The sequence below is a fragment of the Paenibacillus sp. CAA11 genome (assembly GCF_003060825.1).
GTDB lineage: Bacteria > Bacillota > Bacilli > Paenibacillales > Paenibacillaceae > Fontibacillus.
Genome location: NZ_CP028922.1, coordinates 463,176 through 482,889 on the forward strand (window position 1 = coordinate 463,176; position 19,714 = coordinate 482,889).

18 protein-coding genes are annotated in these 19,714 nt (G+C 50.8%); all 18 read left to right on the forward strand.

Features of this window, described 5'->3' with window-relative positions:
* The first annotated feature begins 15 nt into the window (after positions 1–15).
* The 18 genes from DCC85_RS02060 to DCC85_RS22830 all read left to right on the forward strand — a co-directional run bounded on the left by DCC85_RS02060 (position 16) and on the right by DCC85_RS22830 (position 19,637).
* Positions 16–1,494 (forward strand): TadA family conjugal transfer-associated ATPase, encoded by a 1,479-nt coding sequence (locus DCC85_RS02060; RefSeq protein WP_108464080.1) that lies wholly within the window; start codon positions 16–18, stop codon positions 1,492–1,494.
* Positions 1,445–2,458 carry a hypothetical protein gene (locus DCC85_RS02065; protein WP_234414301.1) on the forward strand — a complete coding sequence of 338 codons (1,014 nt, stop codon included), beginning with the start codon at positions 1,445–1,447 and terminating at the stop codon, positions 2,456–2,458. Before DCC85_RS02060 ends, DCC85_RS02065 begins: the two co-directional genes overlap by 50 nt.
* Positions 2,455–3,336, forward strand: a complete 882-nt coding sequence (locus DCC85_RS02070; RefSeq protein ID WP_108464082.1) for a hypothetical protein — start codon at positions 2,455–2,457, stop codon at positions 3,334–3,336. The genes DCC85_RS02065 and DCC85_RS02070 overlap by 4 nt, the downstream gene beginning before the upstream one ends.
* 18 nt (positions 3,337–3,354) lie before the next feature.
* A complete protein-coding gene (locus DCC85_RS02075) occupies positions 3,355–3,561 on the forward strand; it encodes a hypothetical protein (protein ID WP_108464083.1) in 207 nt (68 codons plus the stop codon).
* Between the two features lie 21 nt (positions 3,562–3,582).
* Positions 3,583–4,098 carry a hypothetical protein gene (locus DCC85_RS02080; RefSeq protein WP_108464084.1) on the forward strand — a complete coding sequence of 172 codons (516 nt, stop codon included), beginning with the start codon at positions 3,583–3,585 and terminating at the stop codon, positions 4,096–4,098.
* Entirely contained in the window at positions 4,095–4,604 is a 510-nt protein-coding gene (locus DCC85_RS02085) for a hypothetical protein (RefSeq protein WP_108464085.1), read from the forward strand. Before DCC85_RS02080 ends, DCC85_RS02085 begins: the two co-directional genes overlap by 4 nt.
* Positions 4,605–4,622: 18 nt before the next feature.
* The gene (locus DCC85_RS02090) at positions 4,623–4,853 is read left to right on the forward strand and encodes an EsaB/YukD family protein (RefSeq protein ID WP_159081748.1); all 231 of its coding nucleotides are present in this window, start codon (positions 4,623–4,625) and stop codon (positions 4,851–4,853) included.
* 15 nt (positions 4,854–4,868) lie between these two features.
* On the forward strand, positions 4,869–5,708 hold the full coding sequence (locus DCC85_RS02095) for a DUF5050 domain-containing protein (RefSeq protein ID WP_108464087.1): 840 nt from the start codon (positions 4,869–4,871) through the stop codon (positions 5,706–5,708).
* The gene (essC, locus tag DCC85_RS02100) at positions 5,705–9,628 is read left to right on the forward strand and encodes a type VII secretion protein EssC (RefSeq protein ID WP_159081749.1); all 3,924 of its coding nucleotides are present in this window, start codon (positions 5,705–5,707) and stop codon (positions 9,626–9,628) included. Before DCC85_RS02095 ends, essC begins: the two co-directional genes overlap by 4 nt.
* 13 nt (positions 9,629–9,641) lie before the next feature.
* Positions 9,642–9,959, forward strand: coding sequence for a WXG100 family type VII secretion target (locus DCC85_RS02105; protein ID WP_159081750.1), 318 nt, complete (start codon positions 9,642–9,644; stop codon positions 9,957–9,959).
* Positions 9,960–9,995: 36 nt separating this feature from the next.
* A complete protein-coding gene (locus DCC85_RS02110) occupies positions 9,996–10,289 on the forward strand; it encodes a WXG100 family type VII secretion target (RefSeq protein WP_108464090.1) in 294 nt (97 codons plus the stop codon).
* Positions 10,290–10,517: 228 nt separating this feature from the next.
* The gene (locus DCC85_RS02115) at positions 10,518–11,351 is read left to right on the forward strand and encodes a copper amine oxidase N-terminal domain-containing protein (RefSeq protein ID WP_108464091.1); all 834 of its coding nucleotides are present in this window, start codon (positions 10,518–10,520) and stop codon (positions 11,349–11,351) included.
* Positions 11,352–11,424: 73 nt separating this feature from the next.
* On the forward strand, positions 11,425–12,249 hold the full coding sequence (locus DCC85_RS02120) for a copper amine oxidase N-terminal domain-containing protein (RefSeq protein WP_159081751.1): 825 nt from the start codon (positions 11,425–11,427) through the stop codon (positions 12,247–12,249).
* Between the two features lie 625 nt (positions 12,250–12,874).
* Positions 12,875–15,028, forward strand: a complete 2,154-nt coding sequence (locus DCC85_RS02125; RefSeq protein ID WP_159081752.1) for a hypothetical protein — start codon at positions 12,875–12,877, stop codon at positions 15,026–15,028.
* A 163-nt stretch (positions 15,029–15,191) separates the two neighbouring features.
* Positions 15,192–17,135, forward strand: coding sequence for a glycoside hydrolase family protein (locus tag DCC85_RS02130; protein ID WP_159081753.1), 1,944 nt, complete (start codon positions 15,192–15,194; stop codon positions 17,133–17,135).
* Positions 17,095–18,132: a hypothetical protein gene (locus DCC85_RS02135; protein ID WP_108464095.1), complete on the forward strand. Its 1,038-nt coding sequence runs from the start codon at positions 17,095–17,097 to the stop codon at positions 18,130–18,132. The genes DCC85_RS02130 and DCC85_RS02135 overlap by 41 nt, the downstream gene beginning before the upstream one ends.
* Positions 18,133–18,244: 112 nt before the next feature.
* Positions 18,245–19,423 (forward strand): hypothetical protein, encoded by a 1,179-nt coding sequence (locus DCC85_RS02140; protein WP_234414302.1) that lies wholly within the window; start codon positions 18,245–18,247, stop codon positions 19,421–19,423.
* Between the two features lie 49 nt (positions 19,424–19,472).
* A complete protein-coding gene (locus DCC85_RS22830) occupies positions 19,473–19,637 on the forward strand; it encodes a hypothetical protein (protein ID WP_159081754.1) in 165 nt (54 codons plus the stop codon).
* Positions 19,638–19,714: the final 77 nt, after the last annotated feature.

Below are 19,714 nucleotides of genomic sequence, written 5' to 3' on the forward strand. Positions count from 1 at the left end.
AAGGAGGGAGAACTTATGCTTACTAGAGCCAAGATCAGCGATATGCAGCAGAAGGTTTCCCATCAGGTGACACCAGGCAGCTCCGAACAGGATATGGAGGAGCTGAAGAATAAGTACACGACGATCAGCTTTGAAGAGGCTCTGGAATTATGTCAGAAATATATTTCCAAGATTGCGACCCATGCGTTCCGGCGGGAGAATGACCCGGCGCGTAAGCGCGAGCTGACGAAATCTTATATCTTCGAATTCGTAGATTCCCAGCGTCCGACGGTAGAGGGCTATTATGATCTGCAATCGCTCAAGAGTGCACTGATTGATGAGATCACCCACTATGGCCCGATTACCCGGGCGATGGAGGACCCGAGCATTGACGAAATCCGGATTAACGGACCGGAGCAGATCTTCGTGGAGACGGGCGGGAGATCGCTGCCCTGGGATCATCACTTCAGTGACCGGGAGCATCTGGAGCGGATTATTTCCAAGCTCGTCGGGGTATCGAAGGTCCGGCTGACGCCGAAGATTCCGATGGTCAATGCCCGCACGATTGAAGGCTACCGGGTCAACGCGACCCATGCGGACATTTCGCCTTATGATATGCCGGCTGTAGTGATCCGGAAGTTCAGCAAGAAGAGCATTACACCGGAGATGATGATTCGCAATGAATCCTTCTCGGTGAACATGTTCCGGCTGCTCTCCCTCATCCCGAAGTCGGACCTGTCCTGGATTACAGTAGGACCGACGGGGAGCGGCAAAACGACGCTGAACGAGGTGCTGGTCAAGGAGATTAATCCGCTGTCCCGGATTATAACGATCGAGAACCCGTCCGAGATGAGGCTGCTGCGCCGGGAAGGCAACGAAGTCCACGGCCGAGTGATTAACGACGTGCTCCAGTACGAGTCCGTGCCGGACGATGATGACTCCAGCCCGGCTACGATGGAGAATCTGCTGATCAATGCGATGCGGCAGTCGCCGCACTGGATCGGTCCGGGCGAGCTGCGAACACCGGGCGAATTCGCCACCGCTCTCCGCGCCGCACAGACGGGACACTACTTCTTCACCACACTGCATGCCGAGGGCGATAAGGAAGCCATTTACCGCTTCCTGACCGCTTACCTCATGGCTTCCAACGAGCCGGCAGAGCTTGCGCTGCGCAACATTTGCAGTGCGGTCAAGTTCGTCATCTTCCAGGAGAAGCTGGCGGATGGCACCCGGAAAGTCACCTCCATCTCGGAGGTCATCGGCTCTAATGGGCTCGAGCCGATTGTGAACCCGATTTACAAATTCATTTCGGAGGATGTGCTGGAGGAAGAAGGAACCCACAAGGTGCTGAAGATCGTCGGCCGCCACAAGCGGGTCGGAATGCTCTCCGAGAAGGTGCAGCAGACGATGCTGAAGGCCGGGATCAAGCGCAGCCGGTTCGACTTCCTGACCGTACCTCCGAGCGATGATGAAGTGGAAGGATATGCGCTCCATGAGTACAACTTTAGCCATTAGTCTGGCGCTCGGAATAGCCGCCTTTGTCGTTGTGAATGCCATGTTCGAGGTTAGGTTCTTTCAAGGAACAGGACGCTTCTTCCTGAACCTGCTGGACACGCTGGCCGAGCACCTGGGCAAATACAATACAAAGCGGTATGTCGAGCGCATTAAGCGGGAGCGGATTGTGAAGCGCAAGGAGAACATCTATGCCAAGTACAACCGGATGGTGGAAGAGCTGATTATCGACTTCAACCTGCCGTTCACCTTGGAGAGCTTCACCTCCCTGCTGTGTGTAGTTTTTGCCATTACAGTCTTAGTGGTTGTTACCTTTATGCATAATGTTCCTCTGTCCCTGATCGTGGCAGTCTCGATCTTCGTCGGTCTTCTCACCTACTTCGTCATGCAGTCCAAGGCGATCAAGGCTGAGCGGATGGAGAACATCATGGACGCCGAGGACATCATTTGCCCGCTGGCGCGGGAAGGCGTGCTGGTGGCGATCAAGAAGGTGATGGAGAGTGAGGAATACATCCGTCCGGGCATCCGTCCCTACTTCCAGCAGTTTATCGATAACTGTGAGAACAACGGCTATTCCTTCAAGCAGGCAATTACCCTGCTGAACCGGCAGCTTGGTCCTAAGTTCGACAACTTTACCAAGAAGGCGATTGTGTTCGAATACAACGAGCGCAAAGGGATGGCGGATATTTTCCTGGATATTGTGGAGGAGAATGCAGTGCTTCGGGAGATTAATGCCAAGAAGGATCGCATTTTCCGCAAAATGAACCGGGATTTCCTGATCAAGACCGCGATCATCGTATTGTTCTTCATCTACGCACTGTCAATCGAGCAGTTCCGGGTGTTCATGCTCGCGAATGACTGGGGGAAGCTGATTAACACCTTGATGATCAGTGTGATCTGCATCAGCTTTGCAAGGTGCCAGGCGCTGCAAGCCAATTTGGGTGTGGGAAGTGATCAGTCGAAATGACATTTCTCGCCAAGCTAAGCGCCATGGTCGCGATTATCTATCTCATTAAGGTATTTATTTATCCCATTTACAAGCCTGTCATGGGCAAGCAGAAGAAGCGCAATCGCAGATACTTGCAAGAGCGCAAGCGATCCCAGTTCAAAGAGAAGGTGACCCGTTGGAAGAAGGACCTGGCGGTTCAATTCGGCGGGAGGCTGCTTGGGAATGTTCAGCGGATGCGGCTGCAGAAGATTATCAACCGGCTGGATCTGACCATTCAGCCCGAGGAAATTCGGATTAACCAGGTGCTTTATATGCTGGCCGCCCTGCTGGTTACGATGGTCCTAATGAGTGCGAACCGGCTCCTGGGATGCGTTGCTGGAATTTTTATCATTATCGCTTGGATATATCCGGTTAAGGAACTGGAAGAGAAGATTGAGAAGAAGAACAAGAACATTGCACTCGGCTTTCCGGGATTCTACAGCATGGTCTATTACCAGTACAGCAAGTCGGTCAATATCTACCTGTCGGATGTCATCAAGGATTATATTCCGAATGCCAATCCCGATCTTGCCGAGGAGCTCGGCGTCATGCTGGACAATATCGAGTATGGCGAGGATTATGCTTTGAAGCAGCTTAAGAAGCGGGTTCCCGTGCACTACATTATTAAATTCTGCGACTTGATGGAGACCCGGCTGAAGGGCTATGACAACATTTCGCAGATGGTATATCTGAAGAATGAAGTGGATTCCTTCCGGCTGCGTGCCCTGGAGGATGAGCTGGCGAAGAGAGAACGCAGCAATTCAAAGCTCCAGCTCGTGCTAATTTTCGTACTTGGCGTATATATTGTCATATATTATTTGTTCACCATGCTGGATGCCATGGAGATGTTCCAATAAAGAAGGAGGAGTAAGAAGATGCTGAAGCGACTGAAGATTAAATTAACCAGCCGTGAGTTCTGGAAGGATGAGCGGGGAGAGATGGGGATCAGAGGAATCGCCATAACTGTAGGCGTGATTGTTTTCATTGGTATTGTACTTGCGTTCTTAAGAACGAATGCAGGTAACTTTATTCAAGATGCATGGGATATGATGCTGGAGAAAATCAACAGTATTACAGGATAAACAACAGGCGGTGATCTCATCATGAGAGGGTTCGCCAAATCAGTTCTGATCTCGATTATTGCGACGATCTGCATTCTGTTATTTACGAACTTTATCTTCTTTTTTCCCTGGTACACAACGCTTATCGTTCAGACGTTCAATCTGTCGCAAATCGTGGCGAGTGACAACTATTTGAAGGAAAGCAATTATGAGGATGCGCTGGAGGATCTCCGGAATCGACCGATCTACCGGGATAATGCGAACAAGATCAAGATCGAAGTGAAGAACGAGGACGACACGGATGCCATTGGCTTTGACGACCCAGGTAAATACTTGGACGGCGGCTATACGGATAGGGATAAGCCTTATAGGCAGCGAGGCAACAAGGTGACGGTCACCGTCTCGGCTTCTTATCCGCTCAAGATCAAGCTGTGGGGACAGGAATACCAGAAGGATATCGATGTCTCGTTCAAGCTGGATACCACCGGTCTGAAGCATTATAAAGATCTCGATTACTATGCGGATTTGCCGGATGAGGATGGGGAGTCGCTGCCATGAGGAATATTGCCATCGGATTGTTAATCGTTGTCTTTGCCTCGTTACTGATCGAACCGCTGGTAGAAGTAATCAATGCCATGCGCGAGAGGATCGTATTGAACACGTCCGTGAACAATGCCTTCCGTTCAGCCCGGGATCGAAGCCTGGAATACTCGCTCATGCGAAACTTAGATGCCAGTGTAGACCGGGAGAAATTCGTAGACTACTTCTCCGATGCGTTCGAATCAGCGATGGATCTGACGAGAACAGGCGGAGATGATCACCAGCTGACATTTACGCCGAACAATCCGGATAAATATAACGAATTCGTGGTGACGCTCACCTTCGAGGTGACAGAGGGAAGTGTGACAGACCCAGAGATCCGGCAGAAGGAAGAGGTCACGGTCGATGTGGAGTCTGCCTATAAGTTCAAGACCAAGTATCTGAAGCTGGCGGAAGCGGCCGGGAAGGACGTCAACTACAAGCTGGTGGCCCATAAGAAATATGAACTGTCGGTTAAGAACTAAGGAAGGATGCTTAGCAGTATGGATTACGTCATGGTGACTTTCACAGCCGGACAAGCTCCCGGCAAAGACTTGAAGGTTCCGGCATTCGTCCCCATCGGGGAACTGATCGAGATGCTGGCGGAGGCCCTTCACCTTGCAGTCGAACCTGAGAATCGGATTCAGGCAGAGCCGGTGGGGCGCATCCTGGATAATCGGCTGACCCTGGAGCAGGAAGGCGTAGCCGACGGGGCCCTGCTGACCTTGATATAGAGGAGGACGCTAGAGATGGCAGATGAGATCAATTTGGCCAGTGGCGGCATGGTGCTCAGAACCGAGGACCAGCTCATATGCTCGGATCTGGCCAGCTATGCCGGCTCCTGGCTGCTGGACCCGCTGAGTCCGGAGCCGCCTCGCAGACTGGAAGGCCTGCTATGGTTCATGAACCGGGACGGGCAGACGGTCTACTGCAGCGACCAGCTCCAGGGGCACAGGCTGTGCAAGCTGGATCTGGGCTCGGGCCGCCTTGAGCTGCTGCTGGATCGTCCGGTCTATGGATTGATCCGTCAGGATGAATGGCTCTACTACATTCACGAAGAGGACCGCCGGCTGTACCGCTGTCAGGTGAACGGCCGCGGCGAGATGCGGCTGACAGATGAGGCGGTGGAGTCTTTTGTCATCCGGGAGGAAGAGATTTACTACGCGGCGGATCACATGCTCCGCACCTGCAGCCTGACCGGGAAGCAGAATGAACGCTACCTGGACTTGGCGGCGGCGGGTCTTGTGCTGAGCGGACAGCAGTTGCTCTTCTCAGACCGCCAGAAGCAGTATGCGCTTAGCATTGTGGATTTGGCGACTGGCGAAGTTACCGTCCATGAGGATGTGATTCCGGCCAGTATGAATGTCCGGGGAAGATATCTGTACTGCGCGAACCGCAGTAATGGCAATTCCATTTACCGCATAGATCTGGAACAGGGCAGCAAAATCCGGATTTACGGAGAGCCTGCGGATTATCTTCACCTGATCGGTGAGGAGCTTTATTTCATCAACAACAAGGAATGGTACCGGATGTCACTGCTTGGAGGCCAAGCGGTGAAAGCAATTCCGTCACCTGTGAGGTACATATGATCCAGAACAATCGTGAATTCAGCCGGCAGCCGCGGTTCCTTCCGGAGATGCCCGGCGGTGAAGTGGAGGTTCCGAACCCGCCTCATTCGTATGAGAAGCCGGAAATCTCCTGGTTCGCCCTGCTGGCGCCGCCCGTCGTCATGATGATGGTGTCGCTGCTGCTGGCGCTGACATCGCAGTCCCTGTTCATGGCGATCTCGATTGCCACCACCGTGGTGACCTTGATCGTCTCGCTGACAGGAGCTGCGGCGCAGATTAAGAAATACAAGCGCAAGAAGAAGGAACGGGAAACCAAATATCTGCAGTTCATTGCCGATACGCGCAGTGAGCTGACCTTGGCCAAAGCGCAGCAGGTGCAGGCGATGAATGAGTTGAACCCTGAGCCGGCCCTATGTCTGAGCCGGATCGAGCAGCTGGACAACAAGCTGTGGGAGCGGACCCCGTCCTACCCCGACTTTCTGTCCCTGCGGCTCGGTGTGGGCAGTGTTCCATCTGCAGTAAGGATCAAATATCAGAGACAGGCTGTCGTGCTGGAGAGTGACCCTCTGATGATGGAACCGCAGCGCCTGGCCCTGGAATTCGAACGGGTGCAGGACGTGCCGGTCACGCTGAACCTGCGTACCTCTGAAATCTGCGGAATTGCAGGCGAGGAGGATAAGACTTCTCAGCTGACCCACCAGCTGCTGCTGCAGCTCGTGACCCATCACGGCTATGATGATGTCCGGGTCGTGGTGCTGGCAGCAGAGGAGCGGGTCCAGCAGTGGGATTGGCTGAAATACGTGCCCCACGTCTGGAGCGATGCGTTCGACTCCCGCTATATCCTCTGCGGACGGGCGATGGCCCACGCCGTGCTCGGCGAGCTGAATGCAATCATCAAGGAGCGTGAGCTGAAGGCCGCAGGCGGAACTCCGCTTCCGCATTATGTGTTCATCATTGAGGACGCCTCGCTGCTGGAGGATGAGCCGATTAACAAGTATCTGTATAACAAATCCGCCGCGCTCGGCGTGTCCTCGGTCTTCCTGGCGAAGCACCAGGCCTATCTGCCGATGAACTGCCGGCAGGTGATCGTCCTTGCGAACAAGACCGGGGAGCTGGCAGATCGGGAGACCGGGGAGAAGAACGCCTTCGTGCCCGATAAGCTGGCCCTGTCCAGCCTGGAACAGGCGTCTCGCAAGCTGGCGCCGCTGCGGATCAAGAACTCCGCCGCGAGCTTCGCCCTGCCGGACTCCATCTCCCTCCTGGAGATGTTCGGCATGAAGCGGGCGGAGGACAGCGGCCTTCTGACGCGCTGGGCGCAGAGCAAGCCCTACCAGGGCATGAGCGTGCCCATCGGCGTGAAGGCGGGCGGCAGCCTGTTCAGCCTGGATATGCATGAGACCGGGCACGGACCGCACGGACTGGTAGCCGGGACGACCGGCTCCGGGAAGAGTGAGCTGCTGCAGACGATCATCGTCTCGCTGGCGATGAATTATCATCCGCATGATGTTGTCTTCGTGCTGATCGACTACAAGGGCGGCGGCATGGCGGATGTGTTCCAGGGCATGCCCCACCTGGTCGGGACCATTACCAACCTGGGCGGCAACCAGACAACGCGGGCCCTGCTCTCGATCAAGAGCGAGCTGATGCGCCGGCAGCGGATTTTCTCCAAGTACGGTGTGAATAACATCGACCGTTATCAGAAGCTGTATTACAACCGGGAGGATGCCGGCGAGATGCCGCCGATCCCGCATCTGATTATGATCGCGGATGAGTTCGCCGAGCTGAAGCAGGATCAGCCAGACTTCATGAAAGAGCTCGTGAGTACGGCCCGGGTCGGCCGAAGCCTCGGTGTGCATTTGATTCTGGCTACCCAGAAGCCTGCGGGCGTGGTCGATGATCAGATTTGGAGTAACTCCAAATTCAAATTATGTCTCAAAGTGCAGGATGAGGCGGACAGTAAGGATGTCATCAAAAGGCCGGATGCGGCGATGATCAAAGAGCCGGGCCGCGCCTATATCCAAGTGGGCAACGATGAAATCTTCGAGTTGTTCCAATCCGCTTACTCTGGTGCGGACTATGATCCCGCGGGCGAGATGCGCAAGAGCGAGAACCGTCCGAAGCGGATTTACGAGCTGTCGCTGCATGGCAAGAGCGAGCAGATTTATCCGCTTCAGGAAGATAAGATCGCCAAGACGGAGCTGCCATCCCAGCTGAAGGCGATGGTCGATCACATCATCGCCGTCTCGGCGGAACACGGCATCCAGCCGCTGGAAGGGCCTTGGCTGCCGCCGCTGCCGGAGACCGTCTACCTGGATGATCTGTATCCGCAGGGGGCTCCGTTTGACAGCGGTCTGGCAGAATGGCGGCGGCATGAGGGCGGCTTCAAGGTGCCGATCGGCCTGCTGGACGACCCGCGGAACCAGCGGCAGGAGCCGCTGGTGGTGGATTTTGCTCAGGAAGGGAATCTATTCGTCTATGGAGCGCCGGGCACCGGAAAGACCGTGCTGCTCAAAACGCTGTGCATGTCGGTGGCCGAGAGCTATTCTCCGTCGGAAGCGTATCTGTATATTCTTGATTTCGGAGGCAGCTCCTACAAGGCGCTGGAACGGCTGCCGCACTGCGGCGGCGTCATGACCCTGGAGCAGGAGAGCCGAATCAACCAGTTCGTGCTGTATCTGTTCCGGGTGATGGAAGAGCGGAAGGGGCTGTTCGAGGAGAGCGGGGCCGACGGCTTCCTTCATTACCGAAGCCGTGGCGGGAACATTCCGGCGATTGTGGTGGTGATTGATAACTATTTTGCCCTGTCCGAGACCTATGAGCAGATTGATGACAAGATGATTGTGCTGGCCCGTGAAGGCTCCAAGTTCGGGATCTACATGGTGGTTTCGGCCACGAATGCCTCGCTCGTCCGGTACAAGCTGGCGGTCAACTTCAAGCTGGCAGTCTCGCTGCAGCTTACGGATAAGAGCGAATATGCCGGCATCGTTGGCAGAACCGATGGGCTGGAGCCGGCGAATGTGCCTGGACGCGCCCTGGTGCGGGGCCAGCCGCCGCTGGAATTCCAGACGTCTCTGCCGGAGACCAGTCTGAGAAGCACAGAAGAGATCATCCAGTATTATGAATCTCTTCGTCTGCAAGGGCGGATTGAGCAAGCGGCTCCGGTTCCGGTCATGCCGTCTTCGATTGATATGTCCGAGATCAACCGTCACGCAGAGGGCCTTGCTATCGGACTTGGCGATTATGACCTGCTGCCAGTGCAGATTGATCTGGCCGTGACGCCTATTCTGATGGTTGCCGGCGATCCGATGTCAGGCAAGAGCACGGTGCTGATGTCATGGGTTCGTGCCCTTCACGAGAAGCTCGGTGCGGAAGGCCTGCAGGTCTATGCGCTGGATTCAGGCGCTATGGGCATCTACGGTATCATGGGACTGCCTTCGGTAACGGACCTGTCCCAGGTCGAGGATATGTTCACCCTGGTCGATGAGATCAAGGAGGAGCTGGACCGGCGCAGATCCGAGTTCAACGAGGTTAGACGCAGTAACGGTGATGTCGAAGGTCTGATCCGATCGTGGAAGCAGCTCGTGTTCGTCATCGATAAGCTGCAGGAGCTGACCGACGGCGATCAGTATGTCTTCAAAGAACTGCTGGAACGCATCGTGAAGCAGGAACGGGGCATGAAGGTAGCGGTGATCGCCGCCGACATGACCTCCGAACTGGCCAGCAACTGGGATGGACTGGCGAAGTCCATTCGGGAAGAGCAGACCGGGATTCTGCTCGGCAGCCTGAAGGATCAGAACCTGTACAATGCCCGCTTCCCTTACGGCACACAGGAGAAGGACTTCGAGATTGGGGATGGCTACTTCATTGTGAAGAACCGCTATGTGGGACTGCGGACGGCCGTGCATTCGGGCAAAGTCCTGGAACCTAGTCTAATGAGTTGAAGGAGAGATGAACATGCCTAGCCCGTCAGAGATTAGACGCAAGGCCGACGGCGTCATGAGCGTAGCGAATGACATGGATCGGGAGGCAGGCAAATACCGGAGTACGGTGAATGGCATCGGCTCCTGGTGGCAAGGGGAAGGCGCTAAGGCTTTTAAGGATGGCTATGCCGAGATTGATTCCGAGATCAGGCGTCTGCTCACCAAGATGCGGAGTCTGCGGGACCGGGTGAACAACCTGGCCAGCGCTGTGCAGCGCGCGGAGCAGGAAGATGAGAAACGCCGCCTGGCAGAGGCAGCCTCAAAGAGCTCGTCGGGTAGTCGAAGATGGTGATTAATTGCGTGAATGCACTGAAAGGAGGTGAAATGAATGGGAAACCAATCCTTTAGTCCTGAACAGGCACGTTCCGTGTCCAAATCCATTTCCAGCAAAGGTAAAAACGTGGAAACACTGATCAACCAATTGGACAATGAGATTAAAGCGGTCAGCGGATGGTGGCAAGGGGAATCTTCCGTAGCATTTGTTGAAGAATTCCATCAGCTGAAAGAGAACTATCTGAAGAAGATGGTTGAATGTGTTGAAGGTATCAGTAAACAGCTTAACAGCGTTGCCGACGTAAAAGAGCAAAGCGAACGCGATATCGCAGCTCAATTGCGCAGATAATTCATGGGGCGTGGTGGATGGATGCTCAGTTCATCCGCCCACGCCTTTTCCTAACTTTCATTTCATACATACTCCATTCCATGATTAGAATACGAGACTTATCTTTTTTTGATAATGAATACAATTTCGTTCCTGCCGGAGCGAGTGAATAGATCAGCAGCGAACCGTTCCCGGGTAACTAGACAATCGCGGGATATTCTATTTTCTTATCCATAAGGAGGAATATTTATGCTTGTGAAAAAAATGAGTGCCGCCGCCCTTGCGGGCGCGCTGCTCACCGCTTCCCTGTCTGCTATGAGTATGGCGGCGGAGAAGCCGATGCAGGTGGAGGTGAACGGCAAGAGCACCTCCCTTACAGATGCGCAGCCGTTCATGGACAAGAACCAGCGTATGCAGGTGCCGATCCGGTTCATCAGCGAGGCGCTGGGGGCCAAGGTAGGCTATGACGCCGGGAAGAAATTAATCACCCTCACTCAGGGCTCGAAGGTGATTACCCTGACGACAGGAAGCAAGAGCTTCACCGTCAATGGACAGACCCAGCAGATGGATACCTCAGCCGTAGAGAGAAGCTCCAGAATCTATGTGCCTCTACGGTTTGTAAGCCAGGCGCTAGATGCGCAGCTTTCCTGGGATCCTGAAACGAATTCAGTGAAGGTTACTTCGCCGGATGGCGTGGAGTTGAAGCTGAAGGCGGAGGAGCCGAAGGAGGAGAGTACGGGGACGGTAAAGGACTGGTATGGGTTTAAGGTGATTACGGATTCGGATTCGAAGTTACTTGTGGATAAAGGTTCTTATGAAAAATACAAAACATCTTACTTATTTTCGTTTTTAATTACATTTGGGTATGTTGGCGAAAATCACCAAAAACAGCTTAAAGAGGTTGAGAGCATACTACGTCAAAAGGTTGAAAGCAATACAGTAGATAAAGTTATGAAGTATGTTAAATCTAAAACCAAGCGGGATGATGAGCTCCCTATGAAATCATACAAAGATTCAAAGTACGAAATCGTTGTAATATCAGATTATAACGGCGACGTAAATGTTAAGGTCTATTACAAATGACAGCATATTAATTACTTGCTTACGTGTAATCATATGGGCTTGTTTTCTACCAAAATAAGAAGGGATGAATGTAATGAAAAAATCAGGAATTATCGTACTGGTATTTATCATGTTCGCTGCCATGCTGCCAGGTGCAGCTACGGCGGCTTCTCTACCGCTTCGGGTAGAAGTGGATGGAGAGAAGATATGGTTCCCCGATGAGGAACCTTTTGTAGATAAGAATATGCGGGTGCAGGTACCGATTCGTTTTATAAGTGAAGCGCTGGGTGCAAAGGTCGACTGGAGTGCCAAACAAAAGAAGGTCACCATTTCCCAGTCTCCTAAAGTGGTTACGCTGACGATCGGGAACAAGGTGTTCTACATCAACGGTACAAGCTCCAAAATGGATACTTCCGCCATGGCGAAAGGGTCAAGAACGTTCGTACCTCTGCGCTTTGTGAGCCAGGCATTGGGTGCTCAGGTGAACTGGAATAAGAAGATTAATACCGTAGAGATTACTACGGCTAACGGGGCAAGTAAGCCCAAGACGGAGGAGCCGAAGAAAGAGACTACGGGGACGGTAAAGGACTGGTATGGGTTTAAGGTGGTTACGAATTCGGATTCGAAGTTGGATGTAAGTGAAGGGTATTATGAAGAAGATAAGGAATCATATTTATTTTCGTTTGTGCTAACATTTGGAAAGAGGGGGGAGGATCACGCTAAACAGCTTCAGGAGGTAGAAGATGTCCTTCGACAAAAGGTCAACTCTAAAACAGTAGACTCTATTATGAAGTATATTAGCTCCAAAACGAAGAGGGAGCAAGAATTGCCCAATAAATTCTTTGAGGATTCAAAATATAAAATTGGAGTTGGTTCGCAACCCTATGGAGGAGTAGGTGTGAGGATATGGTACAAGTAGGTAAAAAAATATGAAGAAGTTAATAAGATATCTACTTATATTAACTATACTTGGAGCTACATTTCCTTTGTACACAGACTCTCAAGCTGAGGAAGATGGCCTAGTTAATTACTTAAAGAGTCTCACTCCCGAAAAGGTAATACAAAGAACTAATGAAGACATGGACAAACTTTATGGGTTTCAAGGTTACTTCACTAACAAAACCAGTAAGGGTAAATTAAATGAAGAACTCATAATACAAAGGATTAATGAGGGAGTTAAGGAGCCCGAAAAGTTTACTGGGTTTGAAATTGTTTATGGTACCAGCCATGATGACGTGATCATTCATAAAGGCAAAAAAATGCACAGATATTCAGGATACTCCCAAACTGGTGATCATGTATCTACAAAAGATTTTCCTTGGGATGCAGGGTGGAGTGGTAAAGAAATTCAAAATTTTGATATGATCAAGCACCCTTGGACCAAGTCATATTTAGATATTCAAGACCGTACCTTCGATAGCTACGGTGATAAAACCCCTATTCCCGAAACTCTAAAAGAATACCTCCCTGGTGGTACTTTTGAGGAATTAATTAAAAATGCGTTAACCAGAGAGTACGGTAACAAACGTCCCTACCGAGACTTTATGTACAACAATCAGAACTCTGAACTGGCGGATAAACCAGTGTACAGCAATAACGCTGTTCCTCCTAAGGGCAGATGGATCGACTATGTTCATGTTATCCAGCCCCCTACCTTCCTTTCTCAAGGGCTTGGAAGGGTCTACTTAAAGGGTGGGACTTATAAGGATATTCCCATCGCGGCGTTTGTCACGTTGACTCAGGACATCTCAGCCTCCTTTGACAGTATCCCTATCAATGCAGTAGAAGGCCAAGAGGTGAATATCGCGGTTAACGTGAACTCGAGCTTTAACAAAGATATCACTACCAACTATGAGTGGACTGTGACGCGTAAGAATAGTGGCAAGGCCCTTACTACAAATGACGGACTGAAGTTTAGCGGAGACGCCGGAGCCCGTAAGGGCCAGATCAAACTCACCAAGACAGCCAATAAGAAGACACTGTATGTCTCCTTCAGGATGCCGAATGAAGCCGTCAGGATTCAGTTCAAAGTGAATGACAAGGGCGAGCAGCCGAAGGAAAACGAATTGAGTAACAACAAGCTGGATTCTTATGTGAAGTTCGTTACTCCTAAGCCGCTTCCATACGATGTCTTGTCGATGCGGATCAAATACCCGCTTCCGCCCAATACAGCTACGCTATTCTTGCCAAATGAAAATGGCGCTGCATGGAACGGAAATGCAACCGGGGCTTTGAATGTATATAACGGAGCACCGGACTTGTACAGAAATTATGAGGTGACCAATAATCCGCCTGTGAATGAACCTAAGGAGAAGATTACCCGTAAGGCTGTTCCAAAGTACACGATTAAACGCGAGGATTTCGGCGACTTGCCGCTTAATAATGGCTGGCTGAACCCCCTTGATCCCCGTAAGCCCATTGTGAGGGACGGTTATATCAAATATAGTGGTACGGTTAAAAGACCGTATAAGTATAAGGAACAGGTGTGCCGTACCAATGCCAAGGGAGAAGAAAAGTGCCACTACGTGGATAGGCCTGGAGTGCAGTCTGCGGATTTTAGCGAAAATATCGTGAAACAAGCCTATGAGATGTACTCATACAACGGCATGGAGACAGTCCCGCCCCTCCCTTACAAAAATACCATTAACCCCACCGCAGGCGGCAAAGCAGGCGACAAGTGGTGGAAATGGAATCTGCTCTGGACGAACGAGTCTTATGAATATTCAGTGCTTCGCTGGATGCACCACTTGGATGAGAATGGGAAGCCGTTCAACTACACGGAGGTGCCTGGTCAGTACAAGCGGACATTCATTCAGCAGGCCAGCGGCAGTGTGCAGTGGCAGCAGGGGGACACCCAGGCTGAAGAATACGGACCGTCTAGACAGGCCGCGAAGCAGCAGTCCACGAAGAAGGATGTCTATGACAAGGCCGTCTTTGCGACAGACCGGCAGCTTCAGAAGTATGCGTATCCGATTAAATCAGGCTATTATTTCAACCCGACAGGAACGTATAGGGTGAAGATCACGACCGTCACTTATAAGCCAACGAAGGATGACACCAAGGATCACAAGGACCTGGTCAAGGCGGTGATCAATTCGTTCAAGTACCAGTCCGACCTGATCTATATTAATGCCAAGAAGAAGCCAGTCAACATTAGCAATGTGGAGCTGAACAAGCAGGGTGTCGGATTCAAGAAGGTGATGGGCGAGATTACCGCCAAGAAGCCGAAGGGCGTGAACGCCATCAAGATGCTGGAAGTGCGGGATCGCAGCTTTGACGAAAAACGATATACCAAGAAGGTAGAAGAGATCCAGCACAGTCAATTGTCGGATGGGGACACCCATAAATACTGGAAGATGGTGCTTGAAGGGTATGATGAGTCGAATACCATTTACAGTCACAATGCGTACAAATACCGCGAATACGTAAGGGATCAAGACGAGAAAGGGAAAGAGCAGCATATTTACAAAATTACAGAGACGACGGATGTATCATTTATCATCAATCCGAAGGGTCTCCCGCTCTATACCCATGCTAATATGCAGAACGGAAATTATACGATCAAGGTATCGATTGATCCGACCAAGCTTCCGTCACAATATGCCTACCATGTGCTGAAGCAGTTGAATGGAATTTCCGTCATGGACTCTATTCCGGTTACTGTAGTTGGCTCGATTTTTGACGATTTGAACAACTAAACATGCAGTATGCTCTTACTGCCCCCATCACACCCTAGACTAGTTTGCTTAGCTGGTCTGGCAGGCAAGTCCAGGTGGAGATGGGGGTACTTTTTTTACTGATTCAAGACAGACCCAAGATTGATGCTATGGCTCGAAGCATAAGATGAAAGGGGAGAAACGAGTGCAGCAAAAGGTAGATCCCAGCCGGATTGATGACCTGGCCGAAGGGATGAAGAAGTTGACCAGCTTCATAGAGACGGAAGTGAGGAGTTCCACCAATGGGGTTCTGACGGTCGCCTCGGCGGCAAAAAATGATTACACCAAGGAAGCTTATGTCGGATCCGCAGCAGGGCTTGCCGAGGAATTAGTCCGGGATATCCGGGCTATGGCCAGCAAGCTGGAGGAGAAGATGAAGGCCAAGGCCAAAGCCTTGAATAGTGTGGCAGAGCAGTATAGGAAGACAGAACGCCTGGCGGGGCTCAAGCTCAGGAAGGGTACGAAGCAGCTTGCCTACAACCTGTCATATAACCCTAAGGTGTATAGCGAATATGTCAAGACCTTGCAGAAACGCTTGAGGGAAATGGGCTATGACATCGAGGTGGATGGCAAGTTCGGGAAGGAAACCAAAGCAGCGGTCAGTGCCTTTAAGAAGAAATATGGGCTTGGTGACAAAGGCAAAGACGAAGGCGTGGTCGGCGAGCAAACCTGGCTGTACTTGTTCGGAACTGTGGACGGTGCGCTAAAGTATGATCCGCATACCTTCAACGAGCAGGTGCGCATGGCACAGATCCGGCTCAAGGAGCTGGGATATGACGTGGAAGTGACAGGGTATTTTGACAAGAAGACGAAGGCAGCGGTCAGTGCATTCAAGAACAAGAACCATCTCGGCAATAAAGGCACGGTTGAGGGCGTCATCGGCACGAACACGTGGGAGGTGCTGTTTGGCGGGGAGGCGCTGGCGAAGAACGCGGAATCGGTAGCTCCTACGGCTTCGGGGGGAAGTGTACCCAGGGGCAAAGTCGTTTACTACAACCAGGAAGATCCGAAGTGGGGCGGGCTGATGTATTCGAGCAGTAACGATAAGAGCCAGACTATTGCTAAGTCGGCTTGTGGTCCAACTTCGCTGGCTATGATCTTGTCTACGATTACCGGAAAGCAAATACTACCTCCTGATTTGAGTAATTGGGCTGTCAAACACGGGTATCGCACCTCGAAAAGCGGCACAAGCTGGGGGTTCTTCAAGGCGGCTGCTAAGCAGTATGACGTACAGTGTGTGCAGACCGGCAGCTTGGATGAGGTGAAGAAGGCTCTTAAGGATGGAAACCATTTGGTCATTGCCTCAATGGGGCCAGGCCATTTTACGGGTGGTGGACATTTTATTGTTCTAACCGATGTAGACACCAAGAACGGTGAGGACTGGTACTCTGTATTGGACCCTAATATGGATAACCGAGCCTATAAAAATGATGGGAAAATTCAGCAGGGAACCAAGAATGACGGTTCGGTTGAAGCGGTTGGCAGTGTATTTAAGGCAGAAGCAAAACAATACTGGATTTTTACTTATAAAGATAAAGCTCCCACAACCCCTCCGCCAAGTAATAATCAGAATGTTCAAAACCCAACAAGCGGCGGCAAAGCCAATACGATTAGTGTAAACGGAGTGAAGTTTCTCCATGGTTCGGAAGGATACAGTGCCTACAAGTACAAGGATCAGGCAGGCAAGTGGACGATTGGCTATGGGCACTTGATTAGACCGGGAGAAAAGTTCAAGGAGCCTATGTCTCAGGAAGAAGCTATCAAACTGTACGAAAAAGACATTCAGAAATTTATTAAGTCTGTTAACGAGTTCCAGAGCAAATATAATTTGAAGCTAACCCAAAATCAGTTCGATGCTTTGGTGAGCTTCACCTACAACTTAGGAGAGAACATCTGGGAGGGTAAGACTACACTTAAGAGCTTAATTGTGTCTGGCAAATATACGGATCAAGAGCTGAAAGAAGCTTTCGGCAGATTCTGTAAGGCAGACGGGAAGAGATCAAGAGGATTATATAACAGACGTATTGATGAAGCGGAGGTTTTCTTATATGGGGAATATACAAGAAGGACAGACCGGCTTCTTCCGTAAGATGGGCCTGATCATACTAGGGTCGGTTTTGGCTGCAGCCCTGGCAGGCTGCAAGGATCAGAATGACAAACCTGCTGCAAGTCCGGCAACTCCTTCTTCTAACGTAACGGCGAGTCAGTCTAGTAAAGATGTTAGTGAACAAGCACAAGAGAAAGGGGATTCTGCTATGAATCCAGTTACGGCTAATGAAAGTCCATCCGATACTCAAGAACATTCTCAGCACCCTGCAGTCAAAGGTGTCTCATATTTAGGGGAATGGGAGATCAGTAAGGACTTGCCAAGCAATATTAGTGCTTTATCCGATGAGGAAATTACCGATTATATAGGGACAAAGCTCGTCTACCACGAAGACCGCAGTGATTTTAACGGGGAACAATTACGGAATCCTGTCTATTCGATTCAGTCTCAGACAAGAGATGAATTTGAAGAAGGCTATAAGGTTAATCTGGACGATTGGAGTCTTAAGGGGGACTCTATTCAAGAGATTCAAGTGTACAAAGATCAAGGTAAGACACAGGAATGGGATGAATATGCGGGAACCACATATTTGATTGACGGTAAGCTTGTTATCTCCATCGAGGGGCAGTTTTTTGAATTGAAAAAAGTGGACCCAGACAGCCAGCCCCCAACAGTCAAAGCAGACCGTATTAAGGCGGGAAGCAAGCTAAGTGGCCTTACTGTAAAAGAGGTTACCAAAAATGAGGACGGCACTGTATCGCAAATCACCTTCTCGGATCATATTACCGTTGAAGGTAGTTATGAATTAGCAGAGACAGAAGAGGGATTGGCGTACCAGCTGACACCGGATACAGCTTATAAGAAGATGCTTCCGGTTTTGGACGAAGCGATGGCATCAGATCCGATCATTGTGCTGATTTCGGGAGATAGCCAACACAAAGAAGAGAAGGGCCATGCAAAGCTCACCATTAGCAATTATAGCATTGCTTTGGCGCAAATTTCGCGAAGTGCTGAACTGGTCAAGCTGATAAAGGATTGATGATATGACGAGAATCATCGTTGTTGTTCTAGTGTGCTTATTTTTAAATGGCTGCGGACAAGCGAAAAATGTGCCATCTGGATCCCAGCCCATTCAAGAACAGAATTCAACAGTGACAGCAAAAGTCCAGCAGAAGAATGCCTCTTCGCCTGTCTCTCCTAACCTGCTCATCGACGAACAAAAGAATGGAGAGATAGGGATGTTCCATTTAGGCATGACACTGGACGAAGTCCGTGGCCGGCTTGCAGAGAAGAAAGTTGAAATTACGAATGAAACCGAGAATGCCTCAGAGCCGGGAGCAGAGGATCAAGGGGAACGGTCCGTATGGACTGAGGGGGCCAGCTTTACCTTCAACAATAAGGAGGAACTGTATAGTGTCGATGTCCTTGACGAGCAGCCTACCTCGCTGGGCCTTCGAAAGGGCGACGCTAAGGAACAAGTGATGAAACTGTACGGCAAGGATTTCACCAAGTTTGAAGCCTTAGATGACGACGGGGCGGACGATGTGTTGGAGTATACGCTGGACGGGCGTTATTTTACAGTGACGCTAAAGGGAGACCAGGTTCTCAACTGGGGCGTATCGACGCGTTCTTATCAAACCTTAGTGGACGCTGAGGCGAAACACAATCAAGAAGGTAGTCCATTAAAAGAACAGTTGATGACGGATTTAAAAGCACAATTATCTAAGCTCAGCAGCCATCCAAAGGATCTCACCGCTGCCGTCATGGTGGCCGATCGGGTTCGCGGGTTGCAGAATATTACGTCGATTGATTTGAGTGAAGAGGAGATTGATTACGTTATCAAGGCCGGGAAGAAGGCGGAGGGCTTGCTTACTGACTCTGTGATTTACAGTGGTTATTCGGCGGGCGGCATTCATTTTATCGCTATTTTATCTCCCCGATCTGCGGAGAACACGTCATTCAAACAGACGATAAACCAAGTTCGGGACAGCCAGGATGAGTTCGATTTCCTGACAGCTATTGTAGATGCATCGGATACACGTTCTTTGCAGATGGGACTCGATGTATATGCCGAGGACTTGAACGGGAAATTGAAGAATATTCCGATCGGTAAGTTAACCGTTAAGGATGAGGATAGCTCTGAAGAGTTTGCTCTTTTTGAAGAAAAATACTCCCAAGATCTCCTCAAGTCCCATAAACGCTCACAAGGGAACGGCAAGAGCATTCCAAGCGGTACCTGGCATACTTATATGTTTGATGGAACACTGCTGAATGAGCTGTCTATTTCTATTGAGACCGGGACGGATTTGGTAGTTTTGCAGAATAAGTAATAGAGTAAGACGGATTTTCTAGAGCCGTGAGAAGCACCTTGTTTGACTATTGCGAACAGAGCTGGGATGGAGGTTTGGGCTAGAAGGTCATAAGCCTCTTCCTGAGAATGGCCAAAAAGGGGATGCCCGAATGACAATCAGTGATTACACTGTTGCTCTGGCACAGGTGTCAAGAACGGCCGAGCTAGTAAAGATGGAGGACACGGAATCCTGATATTTTAAGTGATCACCCTAGACTAGTTTGCTTAGCTGGTCTGGCAGGCAAGGCCAGGTGGAGATGGGGGTACCAAA

Coding starts and splice junctions, on each gene's coding strand:
- DCC85_RS02060 (WP_108464080.1), top strand. CDS start 16: ATGCTTACTAGAGCCAAGATCAGCGATATGCAGCAGAAGGTTTCCCAT.
- DCC85_RS02065 (WP_234414301.1), top strand. CDS start 1,445: ATGATGAAGTGGAAGGATATGCGCTCCATGAGTACAACTTTAGCCATT.
- DCC85_RS02070 (WP_108464082.1), top strand. CDS start 2,455: ATGACATTTCTCGCCAAGCTAAGCGCCATGGTCGCGATTATCTATCTC.
- DCC85_RS02075 (WP_108464083.1), top strand. CDS start 3,355: ATGCTGAAGCGACTGAAGATTAAATTAACCAGCCGTGAGTTCTGGAAG.
- DCC85_RS02080 (WP_108464084.1), top strand. CDS start 3,583: ATGAGAGGGTTCGCCAAATCAGTTCTGATCTCGATTATTGCGACGATC.
- DCC85_RS02085 (WP_108464085.1), top strand. CDS start 4,095: ATGAGGAATATTGCCATCGGATTGTTAATCGTTGTCTTTGCCTCGTTA.
- DCC85_RS02090 (WP_159081748.1), top strand. CDS start 4,623: ATGGATTACGTCATGGTGACTTTCACAGCCGGACAAGCTCCCGGCAAA.
- DCC85_RS02095 (WP_108464087.1), top strand. CDS start 4,869: ATGGCAGATGAGATCAATTTGGCCAGTGGCGGCATGGTGCTCAGAACC.
- essC (WP_159081749.1), top strand. CDS start 5,705: ATGATCCAGAACAATCGTGAATTCAGCCGGCAGCCGCGGTTCCTTCCG.
- DCC85_RS02105 (WP_159081750.1), top strand. CDS start 9,642: ATGCCTAGCCCGTCAGAGATTAGACGCAAGGCCGACGGCGTCATGAGC.
- DCC85_RS02110 (WP_108464090.1), top strand. CDS start 9,996: ATGGGAAACCAATCCTTTAGTCCTGAACAGGCACGTTCCGTGTCCAAA.
- DCC85_RS02115 (WP_108464091.1), top strand. CDS start 10,518: ATGCTTGTGAAAAAAATGAGTGCCGCCGCCCTTGCGGGCGCGCTGCTC.
- DCC85_RS02120 (WP_159081751.1), top strand. CDS start 11,425: ATGAAAAAATCAGGAATTATCGTACTGGTATTTATCATGTTCGCTGCC.
- DCC85_RS02125 (WP_159081752.1), top strand. CDS start 12,875: ATGTACAACAATCAGAACTCTGAACTGGCGGATAAACCAGTGTACAGC.
- DCC85_RS02135 (WP_108464095.1), top strand. CDS start 17,095: ATGGGGAATATACAAGAAGGACAGACCGGCTTCTTCCGTAAGATGGGC.